Below are 25938 nucleotides of genomic sequence, written 5' to 3'. Positions count from 1 at the left end.
CCAAATTCCTGTGGGAGCTGGCTTGCCTGCGATGAGGCCATCAGCGTTTTAGAGGGTTTTAACCGAAGCCGGATTAATCATCCGCGCCAACCCAAGGTTTTTCAGCGCCAACTGCAGCGAACTGTGGATAACTTGCGGGTTGTCGATGGTCATCAGCTCAGCCAGCAATTCCTTGGCCTTGCTCAGGTTGATCTGACGCAGCATCCACTTCACTTTCGGCAAGTTGGTGGCGTTCATCGACAAGCTGTCGAAACCCATCGCCATCAACAACACCGCCGCCGCCGGGTCACCAGCCATTTCGCCGCAGATACTCACGGGCTTGCCTTCTGCATGGGCATCGCGCACCACGCTCTGCAAGGCCTGCAACACTGCCGGGTGCAGGTAGTCGTAGAGGTCGGCCACCCGCGGGTTGTTACGGTCCACAGCCAGCAGGTATTGGGTCAAGTCGTTGGAACCGACCGACAGGAAGTCCACTTGCCGGGCCAGTTCCTTGGTCTGATACACCGCCGCCGGAATCTCGATCATCACGCCAATCGGCGGCATAGGCACGTCGCAGCCTTCGTCGCGGACTTCGCCCCAGGCTCGGTGAATCAGGTGCAGGGCTTCTTCCAGCTCGTGGGTGCCGGAGATCATCGGCAGCAGAATCCGCAGGTTGTTCAGGCCTTCGCTGGCCTTGAGCATCGCACGGGTCTGCACAAGGAAGATTTCCGGGTGGTCGAGGGTCACACGAATGCCGCGCCAGCCGAGGAACGGGTTGTCTTCCTTGATCGGGAAGTACGACAGCGACTTGTCGCCGCCGATGTCCAGACTGCGCATGGTCACTGGCTGCGGGTGGAACGCGGCGAGTTGCTCGCGATAGATCGCCAGTTGCTCTTTTTCACTCGGGAAGCGCTGATTGATCATGAACGGCACTTCGGTGCGGTACAGACCCACGCCTTCGGCACCGCGCTTCTGCGCCCGCGCCACGTCCGCCAGCAAGCCGGTGTTGACCCACAGCGGCATGCGGTGACCATCGACCGTTACGCACGGCAGGTCCCGCAATGCGTCCAGCCCAAGGGCCAGTTGTTTCTCTTCCTCGACCACATCGGCGAACTGCTTGCGCAGCACGTCACTCGGGTTGGTATAGACCTCACCGTGGTAGCCGTCGACGATCATCTGGATGCCGTCGACCTTGGAGTACGGCAAGTCGACCAGGCCCATCACCGTCGGGATACCCATGGCGCGCGCCAGGATCGCCACGTGGGAGTTGCCGGAACCGAGTACCGACACCAGACCCACCAGCTTGCCTTCCGGCACCTCGCCGAGCATCGCCGGCGTCAGTTCTTCGCTGACCAGAATGGTGTTGTCGGGGTAGACCAGCGTCTGCTGCCGCTCTTCCTGCAGATAAGCCAGCAAGCGCCGACCGAGGTCTTTGACGTCCGAGGCGCGTTCACGCAGGTAGGCGTCGTCCATCAATTCGAATCGGTTGACGTGTTCGGTGACCACCTGACGCAACGCGCCCTGAGCCCACTGACCGGTCTTGATCACCGTGGTGATTTCGCTGCCGAGCGAGGCATCGTCGAGCATCATCAAGTAAACGTCGAACAGTGCCCGCTCTTCAGGCCGCAGTTGGGTCGCCAACTTGGCGGACAAGGCACGCATGTCGGCGCGCACGCCCTCGATGGCGGTCTTGAACAGGCCAAGTTCTGCGTTGATGTCGGTGATGGTCTTGTCCGGCACCACGTCCAGATCGGCCGGCGGCAGCATGACGACCGCGGTTCCGACCGCCGCGCCCGGCGAACCCGGTACACCGACGAACTTTGCTTCCTGGATACCTTTGCCCTGACGGCCCAGGCCACGGATTGAACCAGTGGCCTCGGCGTGGGCGATAACGCCGGCGAGCTGCGCGCTCATGGTCACGAGGAAGGCTTCTTCACCTTCATCGAACTGGCGGCGTTCTTTCTGCTGAATGACCAACACACCGACGACGCGGCGGTGGTGAATGATCGGCGCTCCGAGGAACGAGGCAAAGCGCTCTTCGCCGGTCTCGGCAAAGTAACGGTAGCGCGGGTGATCCGCGGCGTTTTCGAGGTTCAGGGGTTCTTCACGCGTGCCGACCAGGCCGACCAGACCCTCGTTGGGTGCCATGCTGACTTTGCCGATCGAGCGCTTGTTCAAGCCCTCGGTGGCCATCAGCACAAAGCGGTTGGTCTCTGGGTCAAGCAGGTAGACCGAGCAGACCTGACTGCCCATGGCCTCTTTGACGCGCAACACAATAATCCCCAACGCCGCCTTGAGATCCTTGGCGGAGTTAACTTCCTGGACGATCTTGCGCAGCGTATTGAGCATGGCTCGGGGTCGAACTCCGTCGTCAGTCGCGCGCTAAAAGGCGCGGGGCAAGCTCTTTGAGAGCGCGGCGATAAACCTCGCGCTTGAATGTCACCACCTGGCCCAACGGATACCAATAACTGACCCAGCGCCAGCCATCGAATTCCGGTTTACCGGTCAAATCCATCCGCACCCGCTGCTCGTTGGAGATCAGGCGCAGGAGAAACCATTTCTGCTTCTGGCCGATGCATAGCGGTTGGCTGTGCGTCCTGACCAGACGTTGCGGCAAACGATAGCGCAACCAGCCCCGGGTGCAGGCGAGTATTTCAACATCTTCGCGCTCCAGGCCCACTTCTTCGTTCAACTCGCGGTACAAGGCGTCTTCCGGCGTCTCCTGGGGGTTGATCCCTCCCTGTGGAAACTGCCAGGCATCTTGATTGATACGGCGAGCCCATAGCACCTGGCCGGCATCATTCGTCAGAATGATCCCGACATTGGGGCGGAAACCATCGGGGTCGATCACGGCAACAACCTCGCAAACGCATGTCGTCGCATTGTTCCACAAAGGTTGTGAAAGCAGCAACGAGCCGACCTACCTTATGTGCACTCTTGTGAAAAGTCCGTATTCTGGAGACCTTTCTACAGACTTTTCAGCGAGTAACTGCAATGCGGCTGGCTTTATTCGACTTGGACAACACGCTTCTGGGCGGTGACAGTGACCACGCCTGGGGCGATTATCTGTGCGAACGCGGTTTCCTCGACGCCGTCGCCTACAAGGCGCGCAACGACGAGTTCTATCAGGATTACCTGGCCGGCAAGCTGGATAACGACGCGTACCTGAACTTCTGCCTGGAAGTCCTCGGTCGCACCGAAATGGCTACGCTGGATCAATGGCACCAGGACTACATGCGCGACTGCATCGAACCGATCGTGCTGCCCAAGGGCATTGAACTGTTGGCCCAACACCGTGAGGCCGGCGACAAGCTGGTGATCATCACCGCCACCAACCGCTTTGTGACCGGGCCGATTGCCGCACGTTTAGGCGTTGAAACCCTGATCGCCACCGAATGCGAAATGATCGACGGCCGTTACAGCGGGCGCAGCACCGATGTCCCATGCTTTCGTGAAGGCAAGGTGACCCGGTTGATTCGTTGGCTGGAAGAGACAGGCCACAGCCTGGAGGACAGCTATTTCTACAGCGATTCGATGAATGACTTAGCGTTGCTCGAGCAAGTGACGAATCCGATCGCGGTCGATCCGGATCCTAACTTGCGCGCCGAGGCCGAGAAACGTGGCTGGCCGGTGATTACTCTGCGCGATTGATTAAGCCTGTAGCAGCTGAGGTACGAGGCTGCGTTGCGGTCCGCAGGACCGCCCTTTGGGGCCGCTTCGCAGCCCATCGCAGCCTCGTACCTCGGCAGCTGCTACAGATTCCGCGCTATACCGGCTTGGCGCCCATCAACCCCGCAATGGCGACGAAACAGACAAAACTGAACAACGCCAACGCAAACGTAAACTTCCCATTCCCCCCAGCGGGCGCCTTGCGCAGCCGATTCAGCCGTACCACCAACCAGAACCAGCCCAGCGCCGCCACGGTGTAGAGCACACTGGAAGCCAGCAGCCAGGTCTGCCCCAACGGCCAGCCCACCAGATGCACCATCCACCAACCGGTGAACGGCATGCTTAGCAATGCCAGCCCCATCAACAGCCAGATGAACACCTGCGGCCGTTGCAAGGTACGGGTATGAGCCGTCGCGTCGCCGTTACGGCGTGTGCGCCAGACCCAGATCGCCAGCCCCAGTGCGCTGATCAACAGCACCACCGTCGCCACCATGTGAGCGATTTTAAGGGCGGTTAACGTTTCCATTGTTCGATTTCCTTTTGGCTTGCTCGTCAGCGTAGCCGCTCAGCCGAGAAACAGCTGATAGGCCGGATTGTCGCTTTCGTCCCAGTACGGGTAGCCGATTTCTTCCAGCGCGGCCGGAACCAGATGACGCTCGTCGTGCGGCACTTGCAGGCCCGCGACCACTCGGCCATCCGCCGCGCCGTGGTTGCGGTAGTGGAACATCGAAATGTTCCAGCGCCCGCCGAGCTTGTTGAGGAAGTTGAACAACGCGCCCGGACGCTCCGGGAATTCGAAGCGCAGCACCACTTCATCGACCACATGGACAGCACGGCCGCCCACCATATGGCGAATGTGTAACTTGGCCAGCTCGTTGTCGGTCAGGTCGAGCACCGGGAAACCCTGCTGGGTGAGACTGGCGAGCAGCACACTGCGCGGGTCGCTGTCCGGATGCGTCTGCACGCCGACAAAAATGTGCGCTTCGCTGCCGGTGTTGTAGCGGTAGTTGAATTCGGTGATCTGGCGCTTGCCGATGGCTTCGCAGAACGCCTTGAAACTGCCTGGTTTCTCGGGAATGGTCACGGCGATGATGGCTTCGCGCCCCTCGCCCAGCTCGGCACGCTCGGCCACGTGACGCAAGCGGTCGAAGTTGACGTTGGCACCGGAATCGATGGCCACGAAGGTGTGACCCGTGATGCCGCGTTGTTCGACATACTTCTTGATCCCGGCCACGCCCAAAGCACCAGCAGGTTCAGTGATCGAGCGGGTATCGTCGTAGATATCCTTGATTGCCGCACAGATCTCGTCGGTACTGACGGTGAGGACTTCGTCTACGTAATCTTTGCAGATGTCAAAGGTATGCTGACCGATCTGCGCCACCGCCACGCCATCGGCGAACAGACCCACGGTTGGCAACACCACGCGCTCGCCGGCCGCCATGGCGGCTTGCAGGCAGTTGGAGTCATCCGGTTCGACGCCGATGATTTTGATGTCCGGGCGCAGGTATTTCACGTACGCCGCAATACCGGCGATCAGCCCGCCACCGCCCACCGGAACGAAGATCGCATCCAGGCGCCCCGGGTGCTGGCGCAGGATCTCCATGGCCACCGTGCCCTGCCCGGCAATGGTGTGGGGATCGTCGTAAGGGTGAATGTAGACGTAGCCTTTTTCGTCGACCAGTTTCAGCGAGTAGGCCAGGGCTTCCGGGAACGAATCCCCGTGCAACAACACTTTGCCGCCGCGCGAACGCACGCCTTCGACCTTGATCTCCGGGGTGGTCTTAGGCATCACGATGGTCGCTTTCACGCCCAGTACTTTGGCCGCCAGGGCCAGGCCTTGCGCATGATTGCCCGCCGACGCGGTGACCACGCCGCGAGCACGTTCTTCATCGCTCAACTGCGTCAGCTTGTTATAGGCGCCGCGAATCTTGAACGAGAACACCGGCTGCAAGTCTTCACGCTTGAGCAAGATATCGTTGCCCAGCCGCTCGGAGAGCTGGCGGGCAGTCTGCAATGGGGTTTCTACGGCAACGTCATAAACGCGCGAGGTGAGGATCTTTTTGACGTACTGTTCGAGCATCGGAAAGCATCACTGAGCGGGTTGGGCAGGGCCAAGGAGTCTAACCCGGCTTTTGGGCGGGCGACCATACGAATCAAGAGGTTTTAGGTTCACCAGGGAGGATCATGACATTTGTAGGAGCGAGGCTTGCCCGCGAAGAGGTCTTAACATCCAACATAAATGTTGGCGGTTAGATCGCTTTCGCGTAGGCAAACCTCACTCCAACAGGTACAGGAGTCGAGCGATGTGCGCATTTGACCCGCCAATCGGGCAATGACCTTCCCCATCGCGAAGCCTATAATGCCGGCCTTTCGTCCCCTTTCGGCACTTCGGAGCCCGCATGACCCAGGATCAACTCAAACAGGCCGTAGCCCAGGCCGCCGTCGACTTCATCCTTCCAAAACTCGACGACAAGAGCATCGTCGGGGTCGGCACCGGCTCCACCGCCAACTGTTTCATCGATGCCCTGGCCAAGCACAAAGGCGCGTTCGATGGCGCGGTCGCCAGTTCCGAAGCCACCGCCGCCCGCCTCAAGGGCCATGGCATTCCGGTGTATGAGCTAAATACTGTCAGCAACCTTGAGTTCTACGTCGATGGCGCCGATGAAAGCGACGAGCACCTGCACCTGATCAAGGGCGGCGGCGCGGCCCTGACCCGCGAGAAAATCGTCGCGGCCGTGGCCAAGACCTTCATCTGCATCGCCGACGCCAGCAAACTGGTGCCGGTCCTCGGTGCATTCCCTTTGCCGGTGGAAGTGATCCCGATGGCCCGCAGCCACGTGGCCCGCCAACTGGTGAAGCTCGGCGGCGACCCGGTTTACCGTGAAGGCGTGCTGACCGACAACGGCAACATCATCCTCGACGTGCACAACATGCAGATTACCAACCCGGTGGAACTGGAAGCACAGATCAATGCCATCGTCGGCGTGGTCACCAACGGTTTGTTCGCAGCCCGCCCGGCTGATTTGTTGCTGCTGGGGACGAGCGAAGGTGTGAAAACCCTGCGCGCCCAGTAAGCGAAATCGCCCCGATTTGTGGGCAAATGAAATACCTGTGGGAGCGGGCTTGCCCGCGATGAGGCCGTCACATTCAACATTGATGTTGACTGAAAGGCCGCCATCGCGGGCAAGCCCGCTCCCACAGTGTTTTGGGATGTTGGTTAGGGTTGTGCTGGCTTTTTGAAGACGTAGAAAAGATTCGGCTCGCTGACGAGGTACAGGGTGCCGTCGTCATCCATGGCGATGCCTTCTGCTTGCGGCACAGTTTTCTGCAATCCCTGGCGGCCCTTGCTCAATGACAGGGTGGTCAGCGGCCGCCCGTCGACATCCAGCTCCAGAATCAGCCGCGACTCATCGGACAGCGCCAGCAGATGGCCGCTGCGCTCGTCGTATTGCAAGCTCGACAGGTCTCGAACAAACATTCCGGCATCGCGTTTTGGGTTGTTCACCACATGCACCGCGTACGACTTCTCCGGGTTGTAATGCGGAAAACCCTGCACTTCGTAAATCAGCATCGGATCGCGCTCTTTGGCGACAAACAAGCGCTTGCCCACCGAGTCATAGGCCAACCCTTCGAACCCCTTGTTGCCACTCATGTGCACGCCGAGGGTCATCTGTTCGGCGTCGGCGGCATCGAGGAACATCGTGTCCTTCTCCAGATGAATCTTGATCAGCCGCTGTTCGCGCTCGTCGGTGATCACGTAAGTGTCAGCGCTGATGAATTCCACCGCCTCCGGATCGCCAAACCCGATCAGCGCCACACGCCGCAGGATTTTGCCCTCCAGGGACAATTCGATCAGTTCGGCATTTTTGTTGGTGACCGTGAACAGGCTTTTGCGCACGGGATCGAAGGTCAGCGCCGAAACATCATCGTCCAGACCGTCAATGACTCGCGCCTCGATCGCTACCTGATACTGATCCAGGCCAATCGACTGAGCATTCATCGGCTGCCATAGCGTCTGCACATTGAACCAGGTGCGCTCGAACAGACGCAGGTACTGGCCGACGGCAACCAGCACAATCAGCGCAATTACCGACAAGATCAGCATCAAGGGTTTGGGACGGGCAAGTCGGCGCATTCAGGCGAGCTCGGAAACAAGACGGGAGGATGAAATACCACGGCTGCATGAATTCAAGCTTAATGGCCAGTGGCCTTCGACCACAATGACCGAACTCGCAGGAGCTGCCGAAGGCTGCTCCTACCGTTGTTTTTCAAAGCGATAGAACAGGTTCGGCTCGCTCACTATGTACAGCGTGCCCGCTTCGTCCATGGCCATACCTTCGGCACGGGGAATGGTTTTCTTCAGACCATTGAAACCACCCAGCAAGGTCATGAAACTGACCTGATCGCCTTTCTCGTCCAACTCCAGCAACAGATGCGAATCGGCGGACAGCACCAGGGTATGGCCGGTGCGCGAATCGATGGCCAGGGCCGACAGGTTGCGGATATCCAGTTCGTCGCTGGACAGCTTTTGCTTGTCGCCCTTGAGGATTTGGCTGCCGTCGCTTTTCCAGCTGAACAGCGCTGGCGGACGCTCTTCTCCCAGCAGCAGTTGCTGGTTGCGCGCATCCCACACGATCGCTTCGAAGGCTTTATTCTGGTCTTTCGACGGGCCCAGGTCGTATTTCGGGAAACTGGCGATATTCAGTTCGCGAGTATCGGCATCGACCTTGACGATGGACAGCAGGTGCGCGCGCTCATCGGTGATCGCCAGCAAACCATTGCCCATGACCGCCACCCCTTCCGGGTTGCTCCAACCCACCAGCGGCATTTTGCGCAACACATCGCCCTGCAACGTCAGCTCGACCAGAAACGGGTTCTTGCCCATCACCGCAAACAGGGTTTTGGTCTGCGGGTCATAAGACACGTCTGACGCTTCGTCCTTTTCCATACCTGGCAGCCGCTTGGCGTCGATGACCACTCGGTAATCCGGCAGCCAGATACTCTCTTTTCGTTCGGCCAGACTTTCGAAGCGCTCCATCACCCAGAGCACGCCGCGATCATCCCAGTGCATCGCAAACACGAGGCCATACACGGCAGCCGCCACCAGCAAAAGCCAGGAATACCAACGCATTACAAAGCGCGAGCGGCGGGCAGTTTTCAGCTTGGACAACGGTGGGGTGGCCATGCAGGGATGCGTTCCAGAAATTCAGGCTATGGGTAATAGCACATTGGGACTGGCTCAGACGCCAGAAGCCCTGGAATTATCCGGACATGATGTGAAAAAAACGGGAAATGGCGGGATTGCCCTGTGTGGATACAGAAATTTGCGACCACTAGAAACCATTGTGGGAGCGGGCTTGCCCGCGATGGCGGTCTGACACTCAACATCAATGTTGACTGTTACGGCCTCATCGCGGGCAAGCCCGCTCCCACAGGGTTTTGCGTCGGGTCAGCGCACGCTGCTGGTGAAGCGGCTGGCGCCCGGCAATTCGAGCACCAGTTCGTCACCGACATTCAGCGGACCAACGCCCACCGGCGTACCGGTGAGGATCACGTCACCGGCCTGCAGCGAGAAGCAGCCGGCCATGTACTGGATCATCGGCACGATGGGATTGAGCATGTCCTTGCTGTTGCCATCCTGGCGCACTTCGCCATTGATGGTCAGGCGGATACCGATGTCGGTCAGGTCGGCGAAGGTGCTGCCAGCCACGAACGGCGCAATCACTGCCGCACCGTCGAAGGACTTGGCGATTTCCCATGGCAGGCCCTTGGCTTTCAGCTCGGCCTGCTTGTCGCGCAGGGTAAGGTCCAGAGCCGGGGCGATGCCGGAGATGGCGTCCAGCACTTCTTCACGACTCGGCTTGGTCGACAATGGCTTGCCGATCAACACGGCGATTTCCGCTTCGTAATGCACCGAGCCACGCTCGGTCGGAATGCTGAAACCGCCTTCCAGCGGCACCACGCAACTGCCCGGCTTGATGAACAGCAGTGGCTCGGTAGGCACCGGATTGTCCAGTTCCTTGGCGTGTTCGGCGTAGTTGCGGCCGATGCATACCACTTTCCCCAGCGGGAAATGAATACGCGTACCGTCGACATACTGGTGCTGATAGCTCATTACCGACTCCTGCTTCGTGCTCTTAAAGTTCGAAGAATCAAACAGCGAAAATCTTGCCCGGGTTCATGATGCCGTTCGGGTCGAACACCGCTTTGACGGCTTTCATGTATTCGATCTCAACCGGCGAGCGACTGTAGGTCAAGTAGTCACGCTTGGTCATGCCCACGCCGTGTTCGGCGGAAATCGAACCGTTGTACTTCTCGACGGTTTCAAACACCCACTTGTTGACGGTCGCGCACTTGGCGAAGAACTCGTCCTTGCTCAGGTTATCCGGCTTGAGGATGTTCAAGTGCAGGTTGCCGTCGCCGATATGGCCGAACCAGACGATTTCGAAATCCGGGTAGTGTTCGCCGACGATCGCGTCAATTTCCTTCAGAAACGCCGGGACTTTCGACACCGTGACCGAAATGTCGTTTTTGTAGGGCGTCCAGTGGGAAATGGTTTCGGAGATGTATTCGCGCAGCTTCCACAGGTTCTGCAACTGGGTTTCGCTCTGGCTCATCACGCCGTCCAGCACCCAGCCCTGTTCGACGCAGTGCTCGAAGGTTTCCAGGGCGTGGTTGGCCACTTCTTCAGTGGTCGCTTCGAATTCCAGTAGCGCGTAGAACGGGCAATCGGATTCGAACGGTGCCGGCACATCACCGCGCGCCATGACCTTGGCCAAGGCTTTATCGGAGAAGAATTCGAAGGCAGTCAGGTCAAGTTTGCTCTGAAATGCGTGCAACACCGGCATGATCGAATCGAAATCGGCGGTGCCGAGGACCATCGCGGTGAGGTTTTTCGGCGCACGGTCCAGGCGCATGGTGGCTTCGACCACAAAGCCGAGGGTGCCTTCGGCGCCAATGAACAGCTGACGCAGGTCGTAGCCAGTAGCGTTCTTGATCAGGTCTTTGTTCAGTTCCAGCAAATCGCCCTTGCCGGTGACGACTTTCATGCCGGCCACCCAGTTGCGGGTCATGCCGTAGCGAATCACCTTGATCCCGCCGGCATTGGTGCCGATATTGCCGCCAATCTGGCTGGAACCTGCCGACGCGAAGTCCACCGGGTAGTACAGACCGTGCTCTTCGGCCTTGTTCTGCAATTGCTCGGTAATCACGCCTGGCTGACAAACAGCCGTGCGGTCAGTCAGGTTCACATCGAGGATCTGGTTCATGTAGTCGAAAGACACGACCACTTCGCCATTGGCTGCCACGGCCGCGGCCGAAAGCCCGGTACGACCGCCGGACGGCACCAGCGCCACCTTGTGTTCATTGGCCCAGCGGACAATAGCCTGGACCTGCTCGGTGGTCTTGGGGAACACAATGGCCGTCGGGGCCGGGGCGAAATGTTTGGTCCAATCCTTACCGTAAGCATTCAGGGAGTCGGCGTCGGTCAGCACCTTGCCAGGCTCAACCAAGGTCTTCAGCTCATCAATCAGCGCAGGATTGGTCATCGACAGAACTCTCGAACAATTCATGGTCATCCTGAGAACGCTTCACGTCGCAGGAATGAGTGTTTAGCGGGGTGCATATGCTAGCATACCGACCCCGCAGCATCGTGCCCAACGGCCATTCTGCGGCGACGGCTTTCCTGCCGTCCGGGTCAGCGTCTGCTGGCTATCTCCTGCCATTTTTCTCCGGGATACAGGTTTACGCAGATGAGCAAGACTTCTCTCGATAAGAGCAAGATCAAGTTCCTTCTTCTCGAAGGCGTCCACCAATCGGCTGTCGACGTTCTCAAGTCGGCGGGCTATACCAGCATCGAGTACCTCACCGGTTCTCTGCCGGAAGCCCAGCTGAAGGAAAAGATCGCTGATGCGCACTTCATCGGCATTCGCTCCCGCACTCAACTGACCGAAGAGATCTTCGATCACGCGAAGAAACTGGTGGCTGTCGGCTGTTTCTGCATCGGCACCAACCAGGTCGACCTCAACGCGGCTCGCGAACGCGGCATCGCGGTATTCAACGCGCCGTACTCCAACACTCGCTCCGTTGCCGAGCTGGTATTGGCCGAGGCGATCCTGTTGCTGCGCGGCATCCCTGAGAAGAACGCTTCCTGCCACCGTGGCGGCTGGATCAAGAGCGCCGCCAACTCCTTCGAAATCCGTGGCAAGAAGCTGGGCATCGTCGGTTACGGCTCGATCGGTACGCAACTGTCGGTCCTGGCTGAAGGTCTGGGCATGCAGGTGTATTTCTACGACACCGTGACCAAGCTGCCACTGGGTAACGCCACCCAGGTCGGCAACCTGCACGAACTGCTGGGCATGTCCGACATCGTCACCCTGCACGTTCCGGAAACCGCTGCCACCCAGTGGATGATCGGCGAGAAGGAAATCCGCGCCATCAAGAAGGGCGGCATTCTGATCAACGCTGCTCGCGGCACTGTGGTCGAACTGGACGCCCTGGCGGACGCGATCAAGGACAAGCACCTGATCGGCGCGGCCATCGACGTCTTCCCGGTGGAGCCACGCTCCAACGAAGAAGAGTTCGAAAGCCCGCTGCGTGGCCTGGACAACGTGATCCTGACCCCGCACATCGGTGGCTCCACCGCTGAAGCGCAGGCCAACATCGGTCTGGAAGTGGCGGAAAAACTGGTCAAGTACAGCGACAATGGTACTTCGGTATCGTCCGTGAACTTCCCGGAAGTGGCGCTGCCGGCTCACCCTGGCAAGCACCGCCTGCTGCACATCCACGAGAACATTCCGGGTGTGATGAGCGAAATCAACAAGGTGTTCGCCGAAAACGGCATCAATATTTCCGGTCAGTTCCTGCAGACCAACGAAAAAGTCGGCTACGTCGTGATCGACGTCGATGCCGAATACTCGGAAATGGCGCAAGAGAAGCTGCAGCACATCAACGGCACCATTCGTTGCCGCGTGTTGTTCTGATAGAGACTTGAGTGACAAAAAAAGGAGACCTTCGGGTCTCCTTTTTCATGGGTGTGACGAATGTTACTTAACGTTGACGGTGATTTTCTCCGACACGATAGGCGGATCGAACGGCATGTGGCCGCTATCACCCAGCTCCAGCTGCAAGGTGTGTTTGCCCGGCGTCAGCTTTACTTCAGCCTGGGTCTGCGCCTTGCCGAAGTGCAGGTGGTTGGCATCGTTGGGGATTGGTGCACCGGCGGCTGGCAGTTTATCGACATCGATCAACAAATGGTGATGGCCGGTGTTTTTGGTGACATCGCCCGCAGGCGCTAGCGCAATGTTCTTGACAGCGAACTTGACGACGACGGTTTGCGGAACCGTGGCTCCGTCCGCAGGAGAAACGATGGACACTTCTGCACCTTTGGGAGCCGGTGTAGCAGCCGTTGCCAGCATCGATGCACCCATCAACAGGCCAGCCAACGCTGCACGTGACATAAAGCTTTTCATTCTCTTCTCCAGTTTTTCCGTAAAATTCGCTCGACCGTGACAACTTCACGGCCATTCGTTGTCGAAGGCACACGACAACCATAGCAAAGCGAGCCTGAACAGCGCGTCGCAATAAATGAACTCAAAGGAGTGACCATGCGCTTTTTGCCTGGCCTGATCTGCCTGCTACCCCTTTTGAGCCCTTTGGCTCATGCCGAACTGATTGACGATGTAAACGACCGCGGCGAATTGCGTATTGCCCTTGAGGCCAATACACCCCCCTTCAATTTCAAGGATGACGGCAAACTGACCGGCTTCGAGGTCGAGCTGGGTCAATTGTTGGCCGATGAACTGGATGTAAGGGCCGACTTCGTCGTCACCGATTCTGTCGACTTGCTGGCTGGTGTCGAAAGCGGCAAGTACGACGTGGCCATCAACCACATAGCACTGACCCCGGACTTGAAGGATCGTTTCGACTTCAGCGCACCTTACAGCTACGCCGACGCGCAATTGTTAGCGCAAAAAGAAGAGCAGCCGCGCCCACTCATGTTGGTGCAGACACTGAAGGAAGAGGAGCCGAAGGCCGGCCGCCCGGTGAGCCTGGCGATTCCATTTCAGAAGGGCAACCCGGCATTTCACGCCAGCCTCGAAAACGCGTTGCAGCGGATCAAGGGAGATGGGCGATTGGAAGCGTTGTCGCAGAAGTGGTTCGGGGCGGATACGAGCGTGGCGCCGAAACCCTGATTCAAGCCCGCTCCCACAGGGTTGTTTCGTGGATTGTTAGTCGAGTATTGCCAAGGCCTGCGCCGCTTGTGGCAACTCCAGCTCACTGAACACCTGAACACCATTGCGCTTGAGCAATGCTGCGGTAACCCCCTCACCGCTGACCTTCACGCCACTGAACGTCCCGTCATAGGTCAACAGATTCCCGCAAGACGGGCTGTTGGCCTTGAGCACGGCGATACGAATGCCGTGCTGTTGCACCAGCTCCAGCGCCTGACAAGCCCCCGAAAGAAACTCGGCACTGACGTCCTCGCCCTCGGTGGTGATGACCGATGCAAGGCCATCAAGCACTTCACCGCCCTGCCCACCCGGAATCTCCGCCGCGGCCCTTGGCGTCGGTAAACCACCGGCGACTTCCGGGCATAACGGCACCACCCGGCCTTCGGCAATCCACTGTTCCAACAGATTGAATGGTCCACTGGCGCCACCGTCGTAACGGACGCGGTGACCGAGCAAACAGCGGCTTACCAGAATCTTTTGCATGATCAGAACGGCTCGCTGCCACGACGGCGGAACCAGCCCGTCAACGACAGGCGATCTCGGGTCGCGGGCAGGACTTCGTGGGGGACTTCGCCCGACAGGAACACCACCAGGCATCCGCCGGTAGGCACCACATCGTGCTCGACGCCTTCGTCGAGGTACATGCGCAGCTGCCCGCCATGCTCGGGCAGCCAGCCGTCATTGAGGTAGATCACCGCCGAGACCATGCGCCGGTCGTCATCGCGGAACCGGTCGACATGCTTGAGGTAAAAAGCGCCAGGTGGGTACAGGGCGAAATGGCTCTCGAAATCTTCCAGGCCCAGAAACAAACCGCGATTCATCGCCTCACGCAGGCTGTTCATCAACCCAAGATAGCTGTCGCAGGCCTCGACCTGACCGGGTTCGAGCCATTGGATATGGTCACCGCGAATGCCCTCGCGGATCTCCGAAAACGGCCCGCGCCCCACGGCGGCAGGGGCGAGTTCGCCCTCAGCGGCACGTTTGCGGCACTCGGCCGCCAGCGCCCGGGTCAGATCCAGAGGCAGGAAAATATTCTGCTGCGACCAGCCGCGCTCAGCCAGGTCGTCGACGATACGTAACAGCAGCGGATGATCAGAGGATATTTGCATGGCGCGCATAGTATTCCTGTGCCCGCAAATCCGACAGAGCCGCGCAGCGGAGGATTGGTCGGATAAGGCACGCAACCTGATACGAATTCTCGACAAGTACGAATGCCGCACGGAGAATAGTCGCCTGCTGACAGGAGTCCCTATGCGTCGCTTGCTTTTTTCACTGCTGATGTTCTGCGTTTTGCCCGCTTGGGCGGACGGCCACGACCAGTTGTACAAGGTCGCCGGTTGGCCAGAACAACGCGCGCATTTCAACGATGCTCTCTTGGCTGCTCAGCAGCGTTACCAGAATAGCCTGCCGCCAGCGGTGTTTCAGGCCCTGGTCAACAACAGTAATCAGCGTTTCGCCCCCAAGGCCATGGACCAGCGTGCCGAAGCGCAGCTGCGCAAAAAACTTGCCGATCCGAAACCTGCGTTGACCTTCTTTCAATCGCCCCTGGGCAAGAAAATCGTCGCCGCCGAACTGCTGGCGACCCGTCGCGATCAATTGGCGAAAAACGCCAAGGGCTTGCCGAAAATGCAGGCCAGCGATACCCGTCAACTCATCATCGGTCACCTGGCCCAGGCCCTGCCCGCCCGCGAGGCCGGCGCCGAAGTCAGCCTGGCGATCGCGGGCGTGGCGGCTGACAGCCTGAGCTCGATGATCCCCGGCCTGCTCGACGGCGGTCAGGCTCAAGGCATGTTGAACGGTCAGCGCCAGCGCCTGATGGAGCAGATCGGCGCTGACCTGAACAACACGCTGCTGTATGTCTATCGCGACCTGTCGGATGAAGAACTGGAAGAGTTCGCCACGTTTGCCGAGTCCACTGAAGGCAAGGCTTACTATCAAGCGGCACTGGCGGCGATTCGGGCGGGGTTGGCGGTGGGGCAGAGTACGTCGAGCCTTGCCCAGTAATCTGCAGCGATGGCCGCTACAGATTCCGTCCCTTCATCCGCTTGGTCAAAAACCCGAAATACTCCTGCCGCAATCCCGGTGACTCATTCGCCAGATGATGCCGTGCCTCAGGCAACATCAGCACCTGAGGCCGATCGAACTTGCCTCGCAATACGTCAAGGTTGTGCTGCCAATCCACGGTCATATCCGCCTGCCCCTGCACAATCAGCGGTCGCCGAGGGCTGCTCGGTGCCGCTTCGATGCGCTTGATCCACCGTCCCAGCGCACCGACCCACGCCGTGGGCAGACGTAGCGGTTGCAGCGGATCGGCTTGCAGGAACGTCAGGAATTCAGGGTCGTTGGAGTTCTCGCTGAAACGCCGGGCGATGCCTTTGACGAACGGCTTGAGCAAGTAATAACTGAGCTGCGACCAGCCCCAGGCTCGCGGCCGCACCAGTGGCGACAGCAGAATCACTTGCCCCTGAGCGGGACTGTTCGCGCCCTGATTGAGCACATGATCGATCACGATCGCCCCACCAGTGCTTTGCCCGCATAAGTGCCAGGGCTGCGGAAGGGCCAGCGATTGCGCCTCGGCCAACAGCCCTTGCAGTGTGCTTTGATACTCGGCGAAATCCTTGATGCTCGCCCGTTCGCCACTGGACAGGCCATGCCCTGGAAGGTCACAGGCGATTACCGCAAAACCCTGGCCCAGCGCCCACTCGATCACATGCCGATAGAGCCCGGTGTGATCGTAGAAGCCATGAAACAAAAACAGCGTCGCCTTCGCCCGCTCGGGCCACCAGAGCTGGCTGACCACTTCATAGCCATCGACCTCGAAACGCCCCAGGCCACTGCGCAAGGTTCGCAGGGGAAAATCCAGCCCATAAAAATGCTGATAGGCCATGGCCTCCGTCGACAGCGGCTGCCACTCGGCCAATGGCCGCAGGCTGGCACGCAAATGATCGGGGTCGAAAGTGGCGGACATGGGCTATTCCAGAGCGCGAAACGGACTTTATAGGCCTGCGATATTCATCTGTCGCGGCAAGCATGGCAAGCTAGCCGACCTTCGAGGATTGAAACCCATGCGTCCGGCCTACCGCACCACACTGCTTGCCAGCCTGCTCGCCCTTGTGTGTGCCGGCGTGCTGTGGGCCGCTTATGACTGGTTTCAGGGGCGCTACTTGCGCGCCTTCAGTTCGCACACCGCGGTGTTCTCCGGCGACCCATTGCGCCTGCCGGACGAACTCGCCGGCCCCGGCGCCATCCGCCTGGTGCACTTCTGGGACCCGGCCTGCCCATGCAATGTCGGCAACCAACAACACCTGACCGAACTGGTTGAGCAGTATCTACCGCAGGGCGTCGAGTTCTATGCGGTCCAAAAGCCCGGCAGCCACGGTCAATTGCCCAGCACGTTGAGTCGCCTTAAAACCATTACTGTCCTGCCAGGTTCCGAACAGATCCCCGCCAGCCCGGCGGTAGCGATCTGGGACCGCAGTGGCAGGCTGGCGTATTTCGGTCCGTACAGCGAAGGCCTGACCTGCAATTCGAGCAACAGCCTTATCGAGCCTATTCTGCAAGCGCTGAATGAAGGCCGGGCGGTGAACGCCACCCACACGCTGGCGGTGGGTTGCTACTGCCCGTGGCCTGCTGAGGTGAAGTAAGGCATTCCTGACTTTTCCAGGACCGCGATGCCCGGCACAGGAGGTCTGTGCTACACGTTTGCAGCCCACACGGGCGGCAATCCCGAAAGAACAAGGAGTCAGCATGAAACGCGTCCTCACCGTACTTGCCTTGCTGATCGTCGTACTCGTCGCCGGGGGCGGCTGGTATGTGTACAGCAAGCAACCGACGCGCCAGGGCCGGGTTGAATTGCAGCACCTGCAAGGCTCGGTGACCGTGCGCTACGACGTGCGCGGCGTGCCGCATATCCGGGCCGAAAACGAAACCGACCTCTACCGAGCCCTCGGCTACGTGCATGCCCAGGACCGACTGTTCCAGATGGAAGCCATGCGGCGCCTGGCCCGTGGTGAGCTGGCCGAAGTCCTCGGCCCGAAACTGATCGACACTGACAAACTGTTTCGCAGCCTGCGCATTCGCGAACGGGCTGAAAGCTATGTGGCCGCGCTGGATCGTCAGTCGCCGGCGTGGAAGGCTCTGCAAGCCTATCTGGATGGCATCAATCAATATCAGGACAGCCACGCTGCGCCGGTAGAGTTCGACGTGCTGGGGATCCCCAAGCGCCCTTTCACCGCCGAAGACAGCATCAGCATCGCCGGCTACATGGCCTACAGCTTTGCCGCGGCGTTTCGCACCGAACCGTTGCTGACTTACGTGCGCGACCAACTGAGCGCCGAGTACCTGAACATCTTCGACCTCGACTGGCAGCCCAAGGGCGTGCTGGACAAAGGGCGCGCCAACCCTGCACCGGCCCTTACCGCCAATGACTGGAAGGGTCTGAACGCCCTCGCCCGCTTGAGTGAGCAGGCGCTGGCCGACAATGGCCTGCCGCAATTCGAAGGCAGCAATGCCTGGGTGATTTCCGGCAACCGCAGCAAAAGCGGCAAGCCACTGCTGGCCGGTGACCCGCACATTCGCTTCTCGGTGCCGTCGGTGTGGTACGAAGCGCATCTGTCAGCGCCGGGTTTCGAGCTGTATGGCTACCATCAGGCGCTGGTGCCGTTTGCGTTTCTTGGCCACAACCTGGGCTTCGGCTGGAGCCTGACGATGTTCCAGAACGACGATCTGGACCTGATCGCCGAGAAGGTCAACCCGGACAACCCGAACCAGGTCTGGTATCGCGGCCAGTGGGTCGACATGGTCAACACCGAACAACAGATCGCGGTCAAAGGCCAGTCACCGGTCACGCTGACCCTGCGCCAGTCGCCCCATGGCCCGATCATCAACGATGCACTCGGCACCGCCGCCGGCAAGACGCCGGTCGCCATGTGGTGGGCCTTCCTCGAGACCCCGAATCCGATCCTCGACGGCTTCTACCAGCTCAACCGCGCCGACACCCTGGCCAAGGCTCGCGCTGCGTCGGCCAAGGTTCAGGCTCCGGGACTGAACATCGTCTACGCCAACGCCAAGGGCGACATCGGTTGGTGGGCCTCGGCGCTGCTGCCCAAGCGCCCGGCCGGGGTGAAGCCCGGTTTCATCCTCGACGGCAGCACCCCTCAGGCGGACAAGGAAGGTTTTTACCCGTTCAGCGCCAACCCACAGGAAGAGAACCCGGCGCGGGGCTATATCGTCTCGGCCAACTTCCAGCCGGTGTCGCCGACCGGCATGGAAATTCCCGGTTACTACAACCTCGCCGATCGCGGTCAGCAGCTCAATCGTCAACTCAGCGACAAGAACGTGAAGTGGGACAACGACTCCAACCAAAAGCTGCAACTGGGCACCACCACCGACTACGGTCCGCGTTTGCTGGCACCGTTGCTGCCGGTACTGCGTGAAGTGGTGAGCGATCCCGCCGAGCTCAAACTAGTGGAGCAACTGGCGCAGTGGAGCGGCGATTACCCGCTGGACTCCATCAGCGCCACGCTGTTCAACCAGTTCTTGTTCAATCTCACCGACGCGGCGATGCGCGATGAACTGGGCAATGACTTCTTCGAAACACTGCTCCCGACCCGGGTGATCGATGCCGCACTGCCGCGCCTGGCGGCCTCCGCCGATTCGCCGTGGTGGGACAACCGCAACACCCCCGGCAAGGAAACCCGCGCCGACACGGTCAAGGTGGCCTGGCAAGCGAGCATGGCTCATCTCAAGACGACCCTGGGCGCCGATTCCATACAATGGCAGTGGGGCAAGGCGCATACCTTGACTCACGGCCATCCACTGGGGATGCAGAAACCGCTGGAGCGCATCTTCAACGTCGGGCCATTCGCGGCGCCCGGCACCCACGAAGTGCCGAATAACCTCTCGGCCAAGATCGGCCCGGCGCCGTGGCCTGTGACTTACGGCCCGTCGACACGACGGCTGATCGACTTCGCCGACCCGGCCCACAGCCTGACCATCAACCCGGTCGGCCAGAGCGGCGTGCCGTTCGACGGCCACTATGCCGATCAGGCCGAGGCGTATATCGAAGGGGTTTATTACCAGGCGCATTTCAATGATGAAGAAGTGACGGCCAATACCCGCAGTACGTTGAAGCTGTTGCCGGCGCGGGCTACCCAGTAGATTTTTTGTTGGCCCGGCGGGCCCCATCGCGAGCCTGCTCGCGAAGAGGCCCTGACAAGCAACACAAATTGCCGCTAAACCATCACCGCAAAATTCAACCTGAACTGCTGCGGCGTCACTCCCAGCCTGCGGTTGAACACACTGCGCATGTGCTGGGCATCGCGAAACCCGCACTGGTACGCTACGGTTTTCAGCGGCGCATGAGTGCTTTCGAGCATCACCCGCGCTGCGTCCACCCTCGCCCGTTCGACGAATTCCGCCGGGGTGATTTTCGCCTCCTTGGCGAACACCCGGGAAAAGTTGCGCGTGCTCATGTTGGCGGCGTTGGCCAGATCAGCGATAGTCAAGTCGCCATTGAGGTTGGCCAACACATAGAGCTGGACCAACGCCACCGCCGAAGTCGGTTCGGCATGGGGCGTGAGGAACGGGCTGAACTGCGATTGCCCGCCCGAGCGCTGGGTGAACACCACCAGCCGCTTGGCCACGCTGAGTGCCACGTCCGGCCCGTGATCCCGGGCCAGCAGATACAGCGACAGATCGATCCCTGCAGTGACCCCGGCCGAAGTGTAAAGCTCGCCGTCCTGCACGTATAAGCGATCGGCCTCGACCTGAGTCGATGGGCACAACTGCGCCAGCGCCGCGGCATCGCCCCAGTGGGTGGTGACGGTTCGCCCGTCGAGCAATCCGGCCCGGGCGAGCATGAAGGCGCCGTTGCAGATCGAACCAAACCGTTGCGCCCGCGCACAGGCATCGCCCAACCAGGCATCGAACGCCGCGCCAAAATTCATGAACGGCAACTGCGGCCCGCCCGCCACCAACAGCAGGTCATAAGCCTCCAGCGCTTCACTGAAGTGCCGGTGGGCGTTGAGCGACAAACCATTGGAACACGCCATCACCCCATGCTCGACACCGATCACCTCCAGCCGATAGTGATCCTCCGGGGCCAGGAAACGGTTGGCTTCGGAAAATACATCCATGGGGCCGGTGACGTCGAGCGACTGGACGCCTGGGAACACCACGATGGCAATGGTTTTACTCATGGTTAACGTTCACCTTCACATTGAAAAGATCGCAGCCATGGATCGATTGTCCGGTTTCGGCTGCGCGAACAGACTGACCCCATCAGCGCCGCCACGGCGTTCCCCATGAGGACAGCACCATGAGCAGCATCATCGCCGGTATCAACATCCCCGACAGCGCATTGGCCAGGACCACCACGGAATACATTCGCGACGTCGAGTCCGATCTGCTGTTCCACCACTCACGCCGGGTGTTTCTGTTCGGAGCCTTGAGCGGTGAGCGCAAGCAATTGACCTACGACCCGGTTTTCGACCGTGCAGCGTGAAGCAGTGGTGCATGCGCATCCACGGGGAGAAGGGTTCAAGGAGTGCATTCTGTGTGCGTTCGCCAATGGCTTCAAACATAAGCCGGACAGCACGTTTGGCACCGTGAACGCGGATGTACTGGTGGACAGCGAGCCGGGCTTCAAGCCGATGAACTTTGTCGAGATCATCCGCAAATCACCTTGGGTCGTTTGACCCGATCGTTCCCACGCTCTGCGTGGGAATGCAGCCCGGGACGCTCCGCGTCCCATCAAGAGCCGAACGCGGAGCGTCCGTTGAGGCGTTCCCACGCAGAGCGTGGGAACGATCATGCGTGGATCAAGCCGCTTCCGGCGCCTGCGCCCGGCGCACGTCCGGTTGTTTCCAGGAGTCGGCGGCGCCTTCTTCGATAGCCTGCTGGATCGCACGCTTGCGAATTTCTTCGGCACGACGGCTGAAGTACCAGACCAGGAACGTCACCAGCGACACCGCCAGCAGAATCAGGCTGGCCACGGCGTTGATCTCGGGCTTCACGCCCAGGCGCACCGCCGAGAACACTTCCATCGGCAGGGTCGTGGAACCGGGGCCGGACACGAAGCTCGCCAGCACCAGGTCATCCAGCGACAAGGCGAACGACATCATGCCACCCGCCGCCAGCGACGGCGCGATCATCGGGATGGTGATCAGGAAGAACACCTTCCACGGCCGCGCGCCCAGATCCATGGCTGCCTCTTCGATGGACAGGTCCAGCTCACGCAAGCGCGCCGATACCACCACTGCCACATACGCTGCACAGAAGGTGGTATGGGCGATCCAGATGGTGACGATGCCGCGTTCCTGTGGCCAACCGATCATCTGTGCCATGGCCACGAACAGCAGCAACAACGACAGGCCGGTGATCACTTCCGGCATTACCAGCGGCGCGGTGACCAGACCACCGAACAGCGTGCGGCCCTTGAAGTGGGTGATACGGGTCAGCACGAAGGCCGCCAGCGTCCCCAGTGCCACTGCGGCAATCGCCGTGTAGCAGGCGATTTCCAGCGAGCGCACCACCGAGCCCATCAGTTGGGTGTTGTCCATCAACCCCACGTACCACTTGATCGACCAGCCGCCCCACACCGTCACCAGTTTCGAGGCGTTGAACGAGTAGATCACCAGGATCAGCATCGGCGCGTAGATGAACAGCAAACCCGCTACCAGCATGAAACTTGAGAAACGGAAGCGCTTCATTCCTTGCCCTCCATTTCTTTGGCCTGACTACGGTTGAACAGGATGATCGGCACAATCAGGATTGCCAGCATCACCACAGCCAGGGCAGACGCCACCGGCCAGTCACGGTTGTTGAAGAATTCTTGCCAGAGCACTTTACCGATCATCAGGGTTTCCGGACCGCCGAGCAGTTCCGGGATCACGAACTCACCCACCACCGGGATGAACACCAGCATGCAGCCGGCGATGATGCCGTTTTTCGACAGCGGCACGGTGATCTTCCAGAAACTGTTGAAGGTGCTCGAACCGAGGTCCGACGCGGCTTCCAGCAGGCTGGTGTCGTGTTTGACCAGGTTGGCGTAGAGCGGCAGGATCATGAACGGCAGGTACGAATACACCACGCCGATGTACACGGCCAGATTGGTATTGAGTATCTGCAGCGGTTCGTCGATCCAGCCCATGGTCATCAGAAAACCATTGAGCAGGCCGTTGTTGCTGAGGATGCCCATCCACGCATACACGCGGATCAGGATCGCGGTCCAGGTCGGCATCATGATCAGCAGCACCAGCACCGTTTGCAGCTCTTTACGGGCACTGGCAATGGCGTAGGCCATCGGATAGCCGATCAGCAAACAGAGGACGGTGCTGATCAGCGCCATCTTGAGCGAGCCAAGGTAAGCGGCGATGTACAACTCGTCATCGCCCAGCATCGCGTAGTTGCTCAGGTTAAGCAGCACCTGGAGCTTCTGGTCGATGAAGCTGTAGATCTCGGTGTACGGCGGAATGGCCACGTCGGCTTCGGCGAAGCTGATCTTCAATACGATGAAGAACGGCAGCATGAAGAACAGGAACAGCCAGATGAACGGAACCCCGATGACCAGCTGACGGCCACCGGGAATTATTCGATTGAGCCGGCGTTTGAATTTGCGCAGGTTCATGAGCGAAGCACCACGCCGCTATCGTCTTCCCAGTACACGTAAACCTGGTCACCCCAGGTTGGCCGCTGGCCGCGGCGCTCGGCGTTGGCGACGAAGGATTGCACCAGTTTGCCGCTCGGCAATTCGACGTAGAACACCGAGTGGCCGCCGAGGTAGGCGATGTCATGCACCTTGCCGCTGGACCAGTTGTATTCGCAGGTCGGCATGTCGGCCGTCACCAGCAGCTTTTCCGGACGGATCGCGTAAGTGACGGACTTGTCCTGCACCGAGGTGCTGATACCGTGACCCACATAGATGCTGCGGTCCAGATCCTTGCAGGTGATCAGCGCATGGCCTTCGGCGTCGTCCACCACTTCGCCTTCGAAGATGTTGACGTTGCCGATGAACTCGCAGACCAGACGGCTGGTCGGGGTTTCGTAGATGTCGATCGGGCTGCCAATCTGGGCGATCCAGCCCAGGTGCATGATCGCGATGCGCTCGGCCATGGTCATGGCCTCTTCCTGGTCGTGGGTCACCATCACGCAGGTCACGCCGACCCGCTCAATGATCTCGACCAGTTCCAGTTGCATTTGCGAGCGCAGTTTCTTGTCCAGCGCGCCCATTGGTTCGTCGAGCAGCAACAATTTCGGCCGCTTGGCCAATGAACGCGCCAGCGCCACACGCTGACGCTGACCGCCGGACAATTGATGGGGTTTGCGCTTGGCGTACTGGCTCATCTGCACCAGCTTGAGCATCTCGGCCACGCGAGCGTCGACTTCAGCCGACGGAATCTTGTCCTGCTTGAGGCCGAAGGCGATGTTTTGCGCCACCGTCATGTGCGGGAACAGGGCGTAGGACTGGAACATCATGTTGATCGGCCGCTCGTACGGCGGCATGTCCGTGATGTCTACGCCATCGAGGAAAATGCGCCCCTCCGTGGGCCGTTCGAAACCTGCCAGCATCCGCAGCAAGGTGGATTTGCCCGAACCCGAGCCGCCGAGCAGGGCGAAGATTTCGCCTTTCTTGATTTCCAGGGACACGTCGTCCACGGCAATCGTCTCGTCGAACTTTTTGGTGACCCGGTCGATTTTGACCAGCACCTGTTTAGGTGTCTGGTCGCCCTCGAGGGCTTTCTTATAGGCGCCGGAGGCAACTGCCATTTACGAAACTCCCAACAGAATGTGCAGCTCGCTCAAGGTGGCGAACCTGGATAGGTTGAAGCTATTTGCCCGACTTGACCTTGGTCCAGCTGCGCGTCATGAGTCGTTGAATCTTGGGTGGCAACTCTGTGTTGACATACAGCTTGTCGACGACAGCCTGCGAGGGATAGACCGCCTCATCCGTGCGTACGGCCTGATCCATCAACTCGCCCGCCTTCGGGTTGGGGTTGGCGTAGCCGACGGAATCACTGACCTTGGCGATCACCTCAGGCTTGAGCAGATAGTTGATGAAGGCATGAGCCTCTTTGACATTGGTAGCGTCCCGGGGAATGGCCAGCATGTCGAACCAGAGGTTGCCGCCCTCTTTGGGAATCACGTAGGCAATGTCGATGCCCTTGTTGGCTTCGGCGGCCCGCGCCTTGGCCTGGAACACATCACCGGAGAAACCGGCGGCCACACAGATCTCGCCATTGGCCAGGTCGGAGATGTATTTGGACGAGTTGAAGTAGGTCACATAAGGCCGAATCGCCAGCAGTTTGGCTTCGGCTTTCTTGTAGTCTTCAGGGTCCTCGCTGTTTGGCGACAGGCCCATATAGTTCAGCATGGCCGGAAGCATTTCATCCCCTGAATCGAGGAACGCCACACCGCAACCGGAAAGTTTCTTGATGTTTTCCGGCTCAAACAGCACGGCCCACGAGTCGATCTTGTCGACGCCCAGTGCGGCTTTGACTTTCTCGACGTTGTAACCGATGCCGTTGGTGCCCCACAGATACGGCACGGCGTATTGATTACCCGGATCATTCTTCTCCAAGCGCTTGAGCAGTACCGGATCGAGGTTGGAGTAGTTGGTCAGCTTCGACTTGTCGAGCTTCTGGAAAGCCCCGGCCTTGATCTGTTTGCCAAGGAAGTGGTTGGACGGCACGACCACGTCATAACCGGTACGCCCGGCCAGCAACTTGCCTTCCAGGGTTTCATTGGAATCGAATACGTCATACACCGGCTTGATGCCGGTTTCTTTCTGGAAGTCGGCCAGGGTGGTCTCACCGATGTAGTCCGACCAGTTATAAATATGCACTGTGCCAGCGGCCTGAACACTGACAGCAAGTGTCAGCCCGGCGCCGACCAGCAGAGCATTGCGCAACAAAGAAAAAATAGGCACGTGGAGGTCCTCTAAAATTAGTTGGGCCCAAGTTGCCCCGCGTTACATGACAGCCATGGCTGCCTGACAACAAAACCGGCGCGCAACTTACCCTCGAAAAACCGTTCCAGCAAAACTTTCTCGCATTTAATT

At 59.7% G+C, this 25938-nt stretch carries 24 protein-coding genes and 1 pseudogene; 8 read left to right on the top strand and 17 right to left on the bottom strand.

All coding sequences use genetic code 11. The features are described from left to right. Window positions 1-48: 48 nt before the first annotated feature. Both ptsP and MMG91_RS16095 read right to left on the bottom strand, forming a co-directional pair. Window positions 49-2328, bottom strand: a complete 2280-nt coding sequence (ptsP, locus tag MMG91_RS16100) for a phosphoenolpyruvate--protein phosphotransferase (protein WP_305447307.1) — start codon at window positions 2326-2328, stop codon at window positions 49-51. Between the two features lie 22 nt (window positions 2329-2350). Beyond that, complete coding sequence (locus MMG91_RS16095; protein ID WP_007897732.1) at window positions 2351-2830, bottom strand: RNA pyrophosphohydrolase; 480 nt, start codon at window positions 2828-2830, stop codon at window positions 2351-2353. 143 nt (window positions 2831-2973) lie between these two features. On the opposite strand from MMG91_RS16095, the gene MMG91_RS16090 reads away from it, so the two are divergent. Then, window positions 2974-3630, top strand: a complete 657-nt coding sequence (locus MMG91_RS16090) for an HAD family hydrolase (RefSeq protein WP_310660127.1) — start codon at window positions 2974-2976, stop codon at window positions 3628-3630. Between the two features lie 115 nt (window positions 3631-3745). Here MMG91_RS16090 and MMG91_RS16085 read toward each other — a convergent pair whose 3' ends face one another. Next, window positions 3746-4174, bottom strand: a complete 429-nt coding sequence (locus MMG91_RS16085) for a DUF2269 domain-containing protein (RefSeq protein ID WP_305447309.1) — start codon at window positions 4172-4174, stop codon at window positions 3746-3748. A 39-nt stretch (window positions 4175-4213) separates the two neighbouring features. Further along, a complete protein-coding gene (gene ilvA, locus MMG91_RS16080; protein ID WP_310660126.1) occupies window positions 4214-5728 on the bottom strand; it encodes a threonine ammonia-lyase, biosynthetic in 1515 nt (504 codons plus the stop codon). Window positions 5729-6047: 319 nt separating this feature from the next. Here ilvA and rpiA point away from each other — a divergent pair, with 319 nt between their 5' ends. Then, window positions 6048-6722, top strand: coding sequence for a ribose-5-phosphate isomerase RpiA (gene rpiA, locus MMG91_RS16075; RefSeq protein WP_310660125.1), 675 nt, complete (start codon window positions 6048-6050; stop codon window positions 6720-6722). A 143-nt stretch (window positions 6723-6865) separates the two neighbouring features. Here the strand turns inward: rpiA and MMG91_RS16070 are convergent, their stop codons facing one another. The 4 genes from MMG91_RS16070 to MMG91_RS16055 form a co-directional block, all read right to left on the bottom strand. Next, a complete protein-coding gene (locus MMG91_RS16070) occupies window positions 6866-7783 on the bottom strand; it encodes an SdiA-regulated domain-containing protein (RefSeq protein WP_310660124.1) in 918 nt (305 codons plus the stop codon). Window positions 7784-7903: 120 nt separating this feature from the next. Further along, on the bottom strand, window positions 7904-8833 hold the full coding sequence (locus MMG91_RS16065) for an SdiA-regulated domain-containing protein (protein WP_310660123.1): 930 nt from the start codon (window positions 8831-8833) through the stop codon (window positions 7904-7906). 264 nt (window positions 8834-9097) lie between these two features. Continuing rightward, on the bottom strand, window positions 9098-9763 hold the full coding sequence (locus MMG91_RS16060) for a fumarylacetoacetate hydrolase family protein (RefSeq protein ID WP_008007329.1): 666 nt from the start codon (window positions 9761-9763) through the stop codon (window positions 9098-9100). 37 nt (window positions 9764-9800) lie between these two features. After that, on the bottom strand, window positions 9801-11195 hold the full coding sequence (locus tag MMG91_RS16055; RefSeq protein ID WP_305449874.1) for an FAD-binding oxidoreductase: 1395 nt from the start codon (window positions 11193-11195) through the stop codon (window positions 9801-9803). Window positions 11196-11399: 204 nt separating this feature from the next. On the opposite strand from MMG91_RS16055, the gene serA reads away from it, so the two are divergent. After that, window positions 11400-12629 (top strand): phosphoglycerate dehydrogenase, encoded by a 1230-nt coding sequence (serA, locus tag MMG91_RS16050; protein WP_305447314.1) that lies wholly within the window; start codon window positions 11400-11402, stop codon window positions 12627-12629. Between the two features lie 63 nt (window positions 12630-12692). On the opposite strand, the gene MMG91_RS16045 is transcribed toward serA, so the two are convergent. Then, window positions 12693-13118, bottom strand: a complete 426-nt coding sequence (locus MMG91_RS16045) for a DUF4399 domain-containing protein (protein WP_310660122.1) — start codon at window positions 13116-13118, stop codon at window positions 12693-12695. 135 nt (window positions 13119-13253) lie between these two features. Between MMG91_RS16045 and MMG91_RS16040 the strand changes: the two genes are divergently transcribed. Then, entirely contained in the window at window positions 13254-13841 is a 588-nt protein-coding gene (locus MMG91_RS16040) for a transporter substrate-binding domain-containing protein (protein ID WP_305447316.1), read from the top strand. A 36-nt stretch (window positions 13842-13877) separates the two neighbouring features. Here the strand turns inward: MMG91_RS16040 and MMG91_RS16035 are convergent, their stop codons facing one another. Both MMG91_RS16035 and MMG91_RS16030 read right to left on the bottom strand, forming a co-directional pair. Then, the gene (locus MMG91_RS16035) at window positions 13878-14363 is read right to left on the bottom strand and encodes a DUF523 domain-containing protein (RefSeq protein ID WP_310660121.1); all 486 of its coding nucleotides are present in this window, start codon (window positions 14361-14363) and stop codon (window positions 13878-13880) included. Window positions 14364-14365: 2 nt separating this feature from the next. Next, window positions 14366-14998, bottom strand: a complete 633-nt coding sequence (locus MMG91_RS16030; protein WP_310660120.1) for a 2OG-Fe(II) oxygenase — start codon at window positions 14996-14998, stop codon at window positions 14366-14368. A 133-nt stretch (window positions 14999-15131) separates the two neighbouring features. Here MMG91_RS16030 and MMG91_RS16025 point away from each other — a divergent pair, with 133 nt between their 5' ends. Then, window positions 15132-15884: a DUF2059 domain-containing protein gene (locus MMG91_RS16025; RefSeq protein ID WP_310660119.1), complete on the top strand. Its 753-nt coding sequence runs from the start codon at window positions 15132-15134 to the stop codon at window positions 15882-15884. A gap of 16 nt (window positions 15885-15900) precedes the next feature. Here the strand turns inward: MMG91_RS16025 and MMG91_RS16020 are convergent, their stop codons facing one another. Next, on the bottom strand, window positions 15901-16848 hold the full coding sequence (locus MMG91_RS16020; RefSeq protein WP_310660118.1) for an alpha/beta hydrolase: 948 nt from the start codon (window positions 16846-16848) through the stop codon (window positions 15901-15903). Window positions 16849-16945: 97 nt separating this feature from the next. On the opposite strand from MMG91_RS16020, the gene MMG91_RS16015 reads away from it, so the two are divergent. Next, window positions 16946-17524, top strand: a complete 579-nt coding sequence (locus tag MMG91_RS16015) for a DUF6436 domain-containing protein (protein ID WP_310660117.1) — start codon at window positions 16946-16948, stop codon at window positions 17522-17524. 103 nt (window positions 17525-17627) lie between these two features. Further along, on the top strand, window positions 17628-20039 hold the full coding sequence (locus MMG91_RS16010; RefSeq protein WP_310660116.1) for a penicillin acylase family protein: 2412 nt from the start codon (window positions 17628-17630) through the stop codon (window positions 20037-20039). Window positions 20040-20113: 74 nt separating this feature from the next. On the opposite strand, the gene MMG91_RS16005 is transcribed toward MMG91_RS16010, so the two are convergent. Continuing rightward, on the bottom strand, window positions 20114-21079 hold the full coding sequence (locus tag MMG91_RS16005; RefSeq protein WP_305503728.1) for a GlxA family transcriptional regulator: 966 nt from the start codon (window positions 21077-21079) through the stop codon (window positions 20114-20116). A gap of 119 nt (window positions 21080-21198) precedes the next feature. Between MMG91_RS16005 and MMG91_RS16000 the strand changes: the two are divergent. Further along, window positions 21199-21577, top strand: a pseudogene (locus MMG91_RS16000) (hypothetical protein). Between the two features lie 123 nt (window positions 21578-21700). On the opposite strand, the gene MMG91_RS15995 reads toward MMG91_RS16000, so the two are convergent. From MMG91_RS15995 to MMG91_RS15980, 4 genes are all read right to left on the bottom strand, one after another. After that, the gene (locus MMG91_RS15995) at window positions 21701-22591 is read right to left on the bottom strand and encodes an ABC transporter permease subunit (RefSeq protein WP_007897694.1); all 891 of its coding nucleotides are present in this window, start codon (window positions 22589-22591) and stop codon (window positions 21701-21703) included. Beyond that, a complete protein-coding gene (locus tag MMG91_RS15990) occupies window positions 22588-23469 on the bottom strand; it encodes an ABC transporter permease subunit (RefSeq protein ID WP_310660173.1) in 882 nt (293 codons plus the stop codon). Before MMG91_RS15990 ends, MMG91_RS15995 begins: the two co-directional genes overlap by 4 nt. 35 nt (window positions 23470-23504) lie before the next feature. Continuing rightward, entirely contained in the window at window positions 23505-24647 is a 1143-nt protein-coding gene (locus MMG91_RS15985) for an ABC transporter ATP-binding protein (protein ID WP_253546340.1), read from the bottom strand. A gap of 61 nt (window positions 24648-24708) precedes the next feature. After that, window positions 24709-25806, bottom strand: coding sequence for a polyamine ABC transporter substrate-binding protein (locus MMG91_RS15980; RefSeq protein ID WP_305447326.1), 1098 nt, complete (start codon window positions 25804-25806; stop codon window positions 24709-24711). Between the last annotated feature and the right edge of the window lie 132 nt (window positions 25807-25938).

This window comes from Pseudomonas sp. JL3 (assembly GCF_031570575.1).
GTDB classification, from domain to species: domain Bacteria; phylum Pseudomonadota; class Gammaproteobacteria; order Pseudomonadales; family Pseudomonadaceae; genus Aquipseudomonas; species Aquipseudomonas cucumis.
This window is presented reverse-complemented; position numbering and strand designations above follow the sequence as displayed.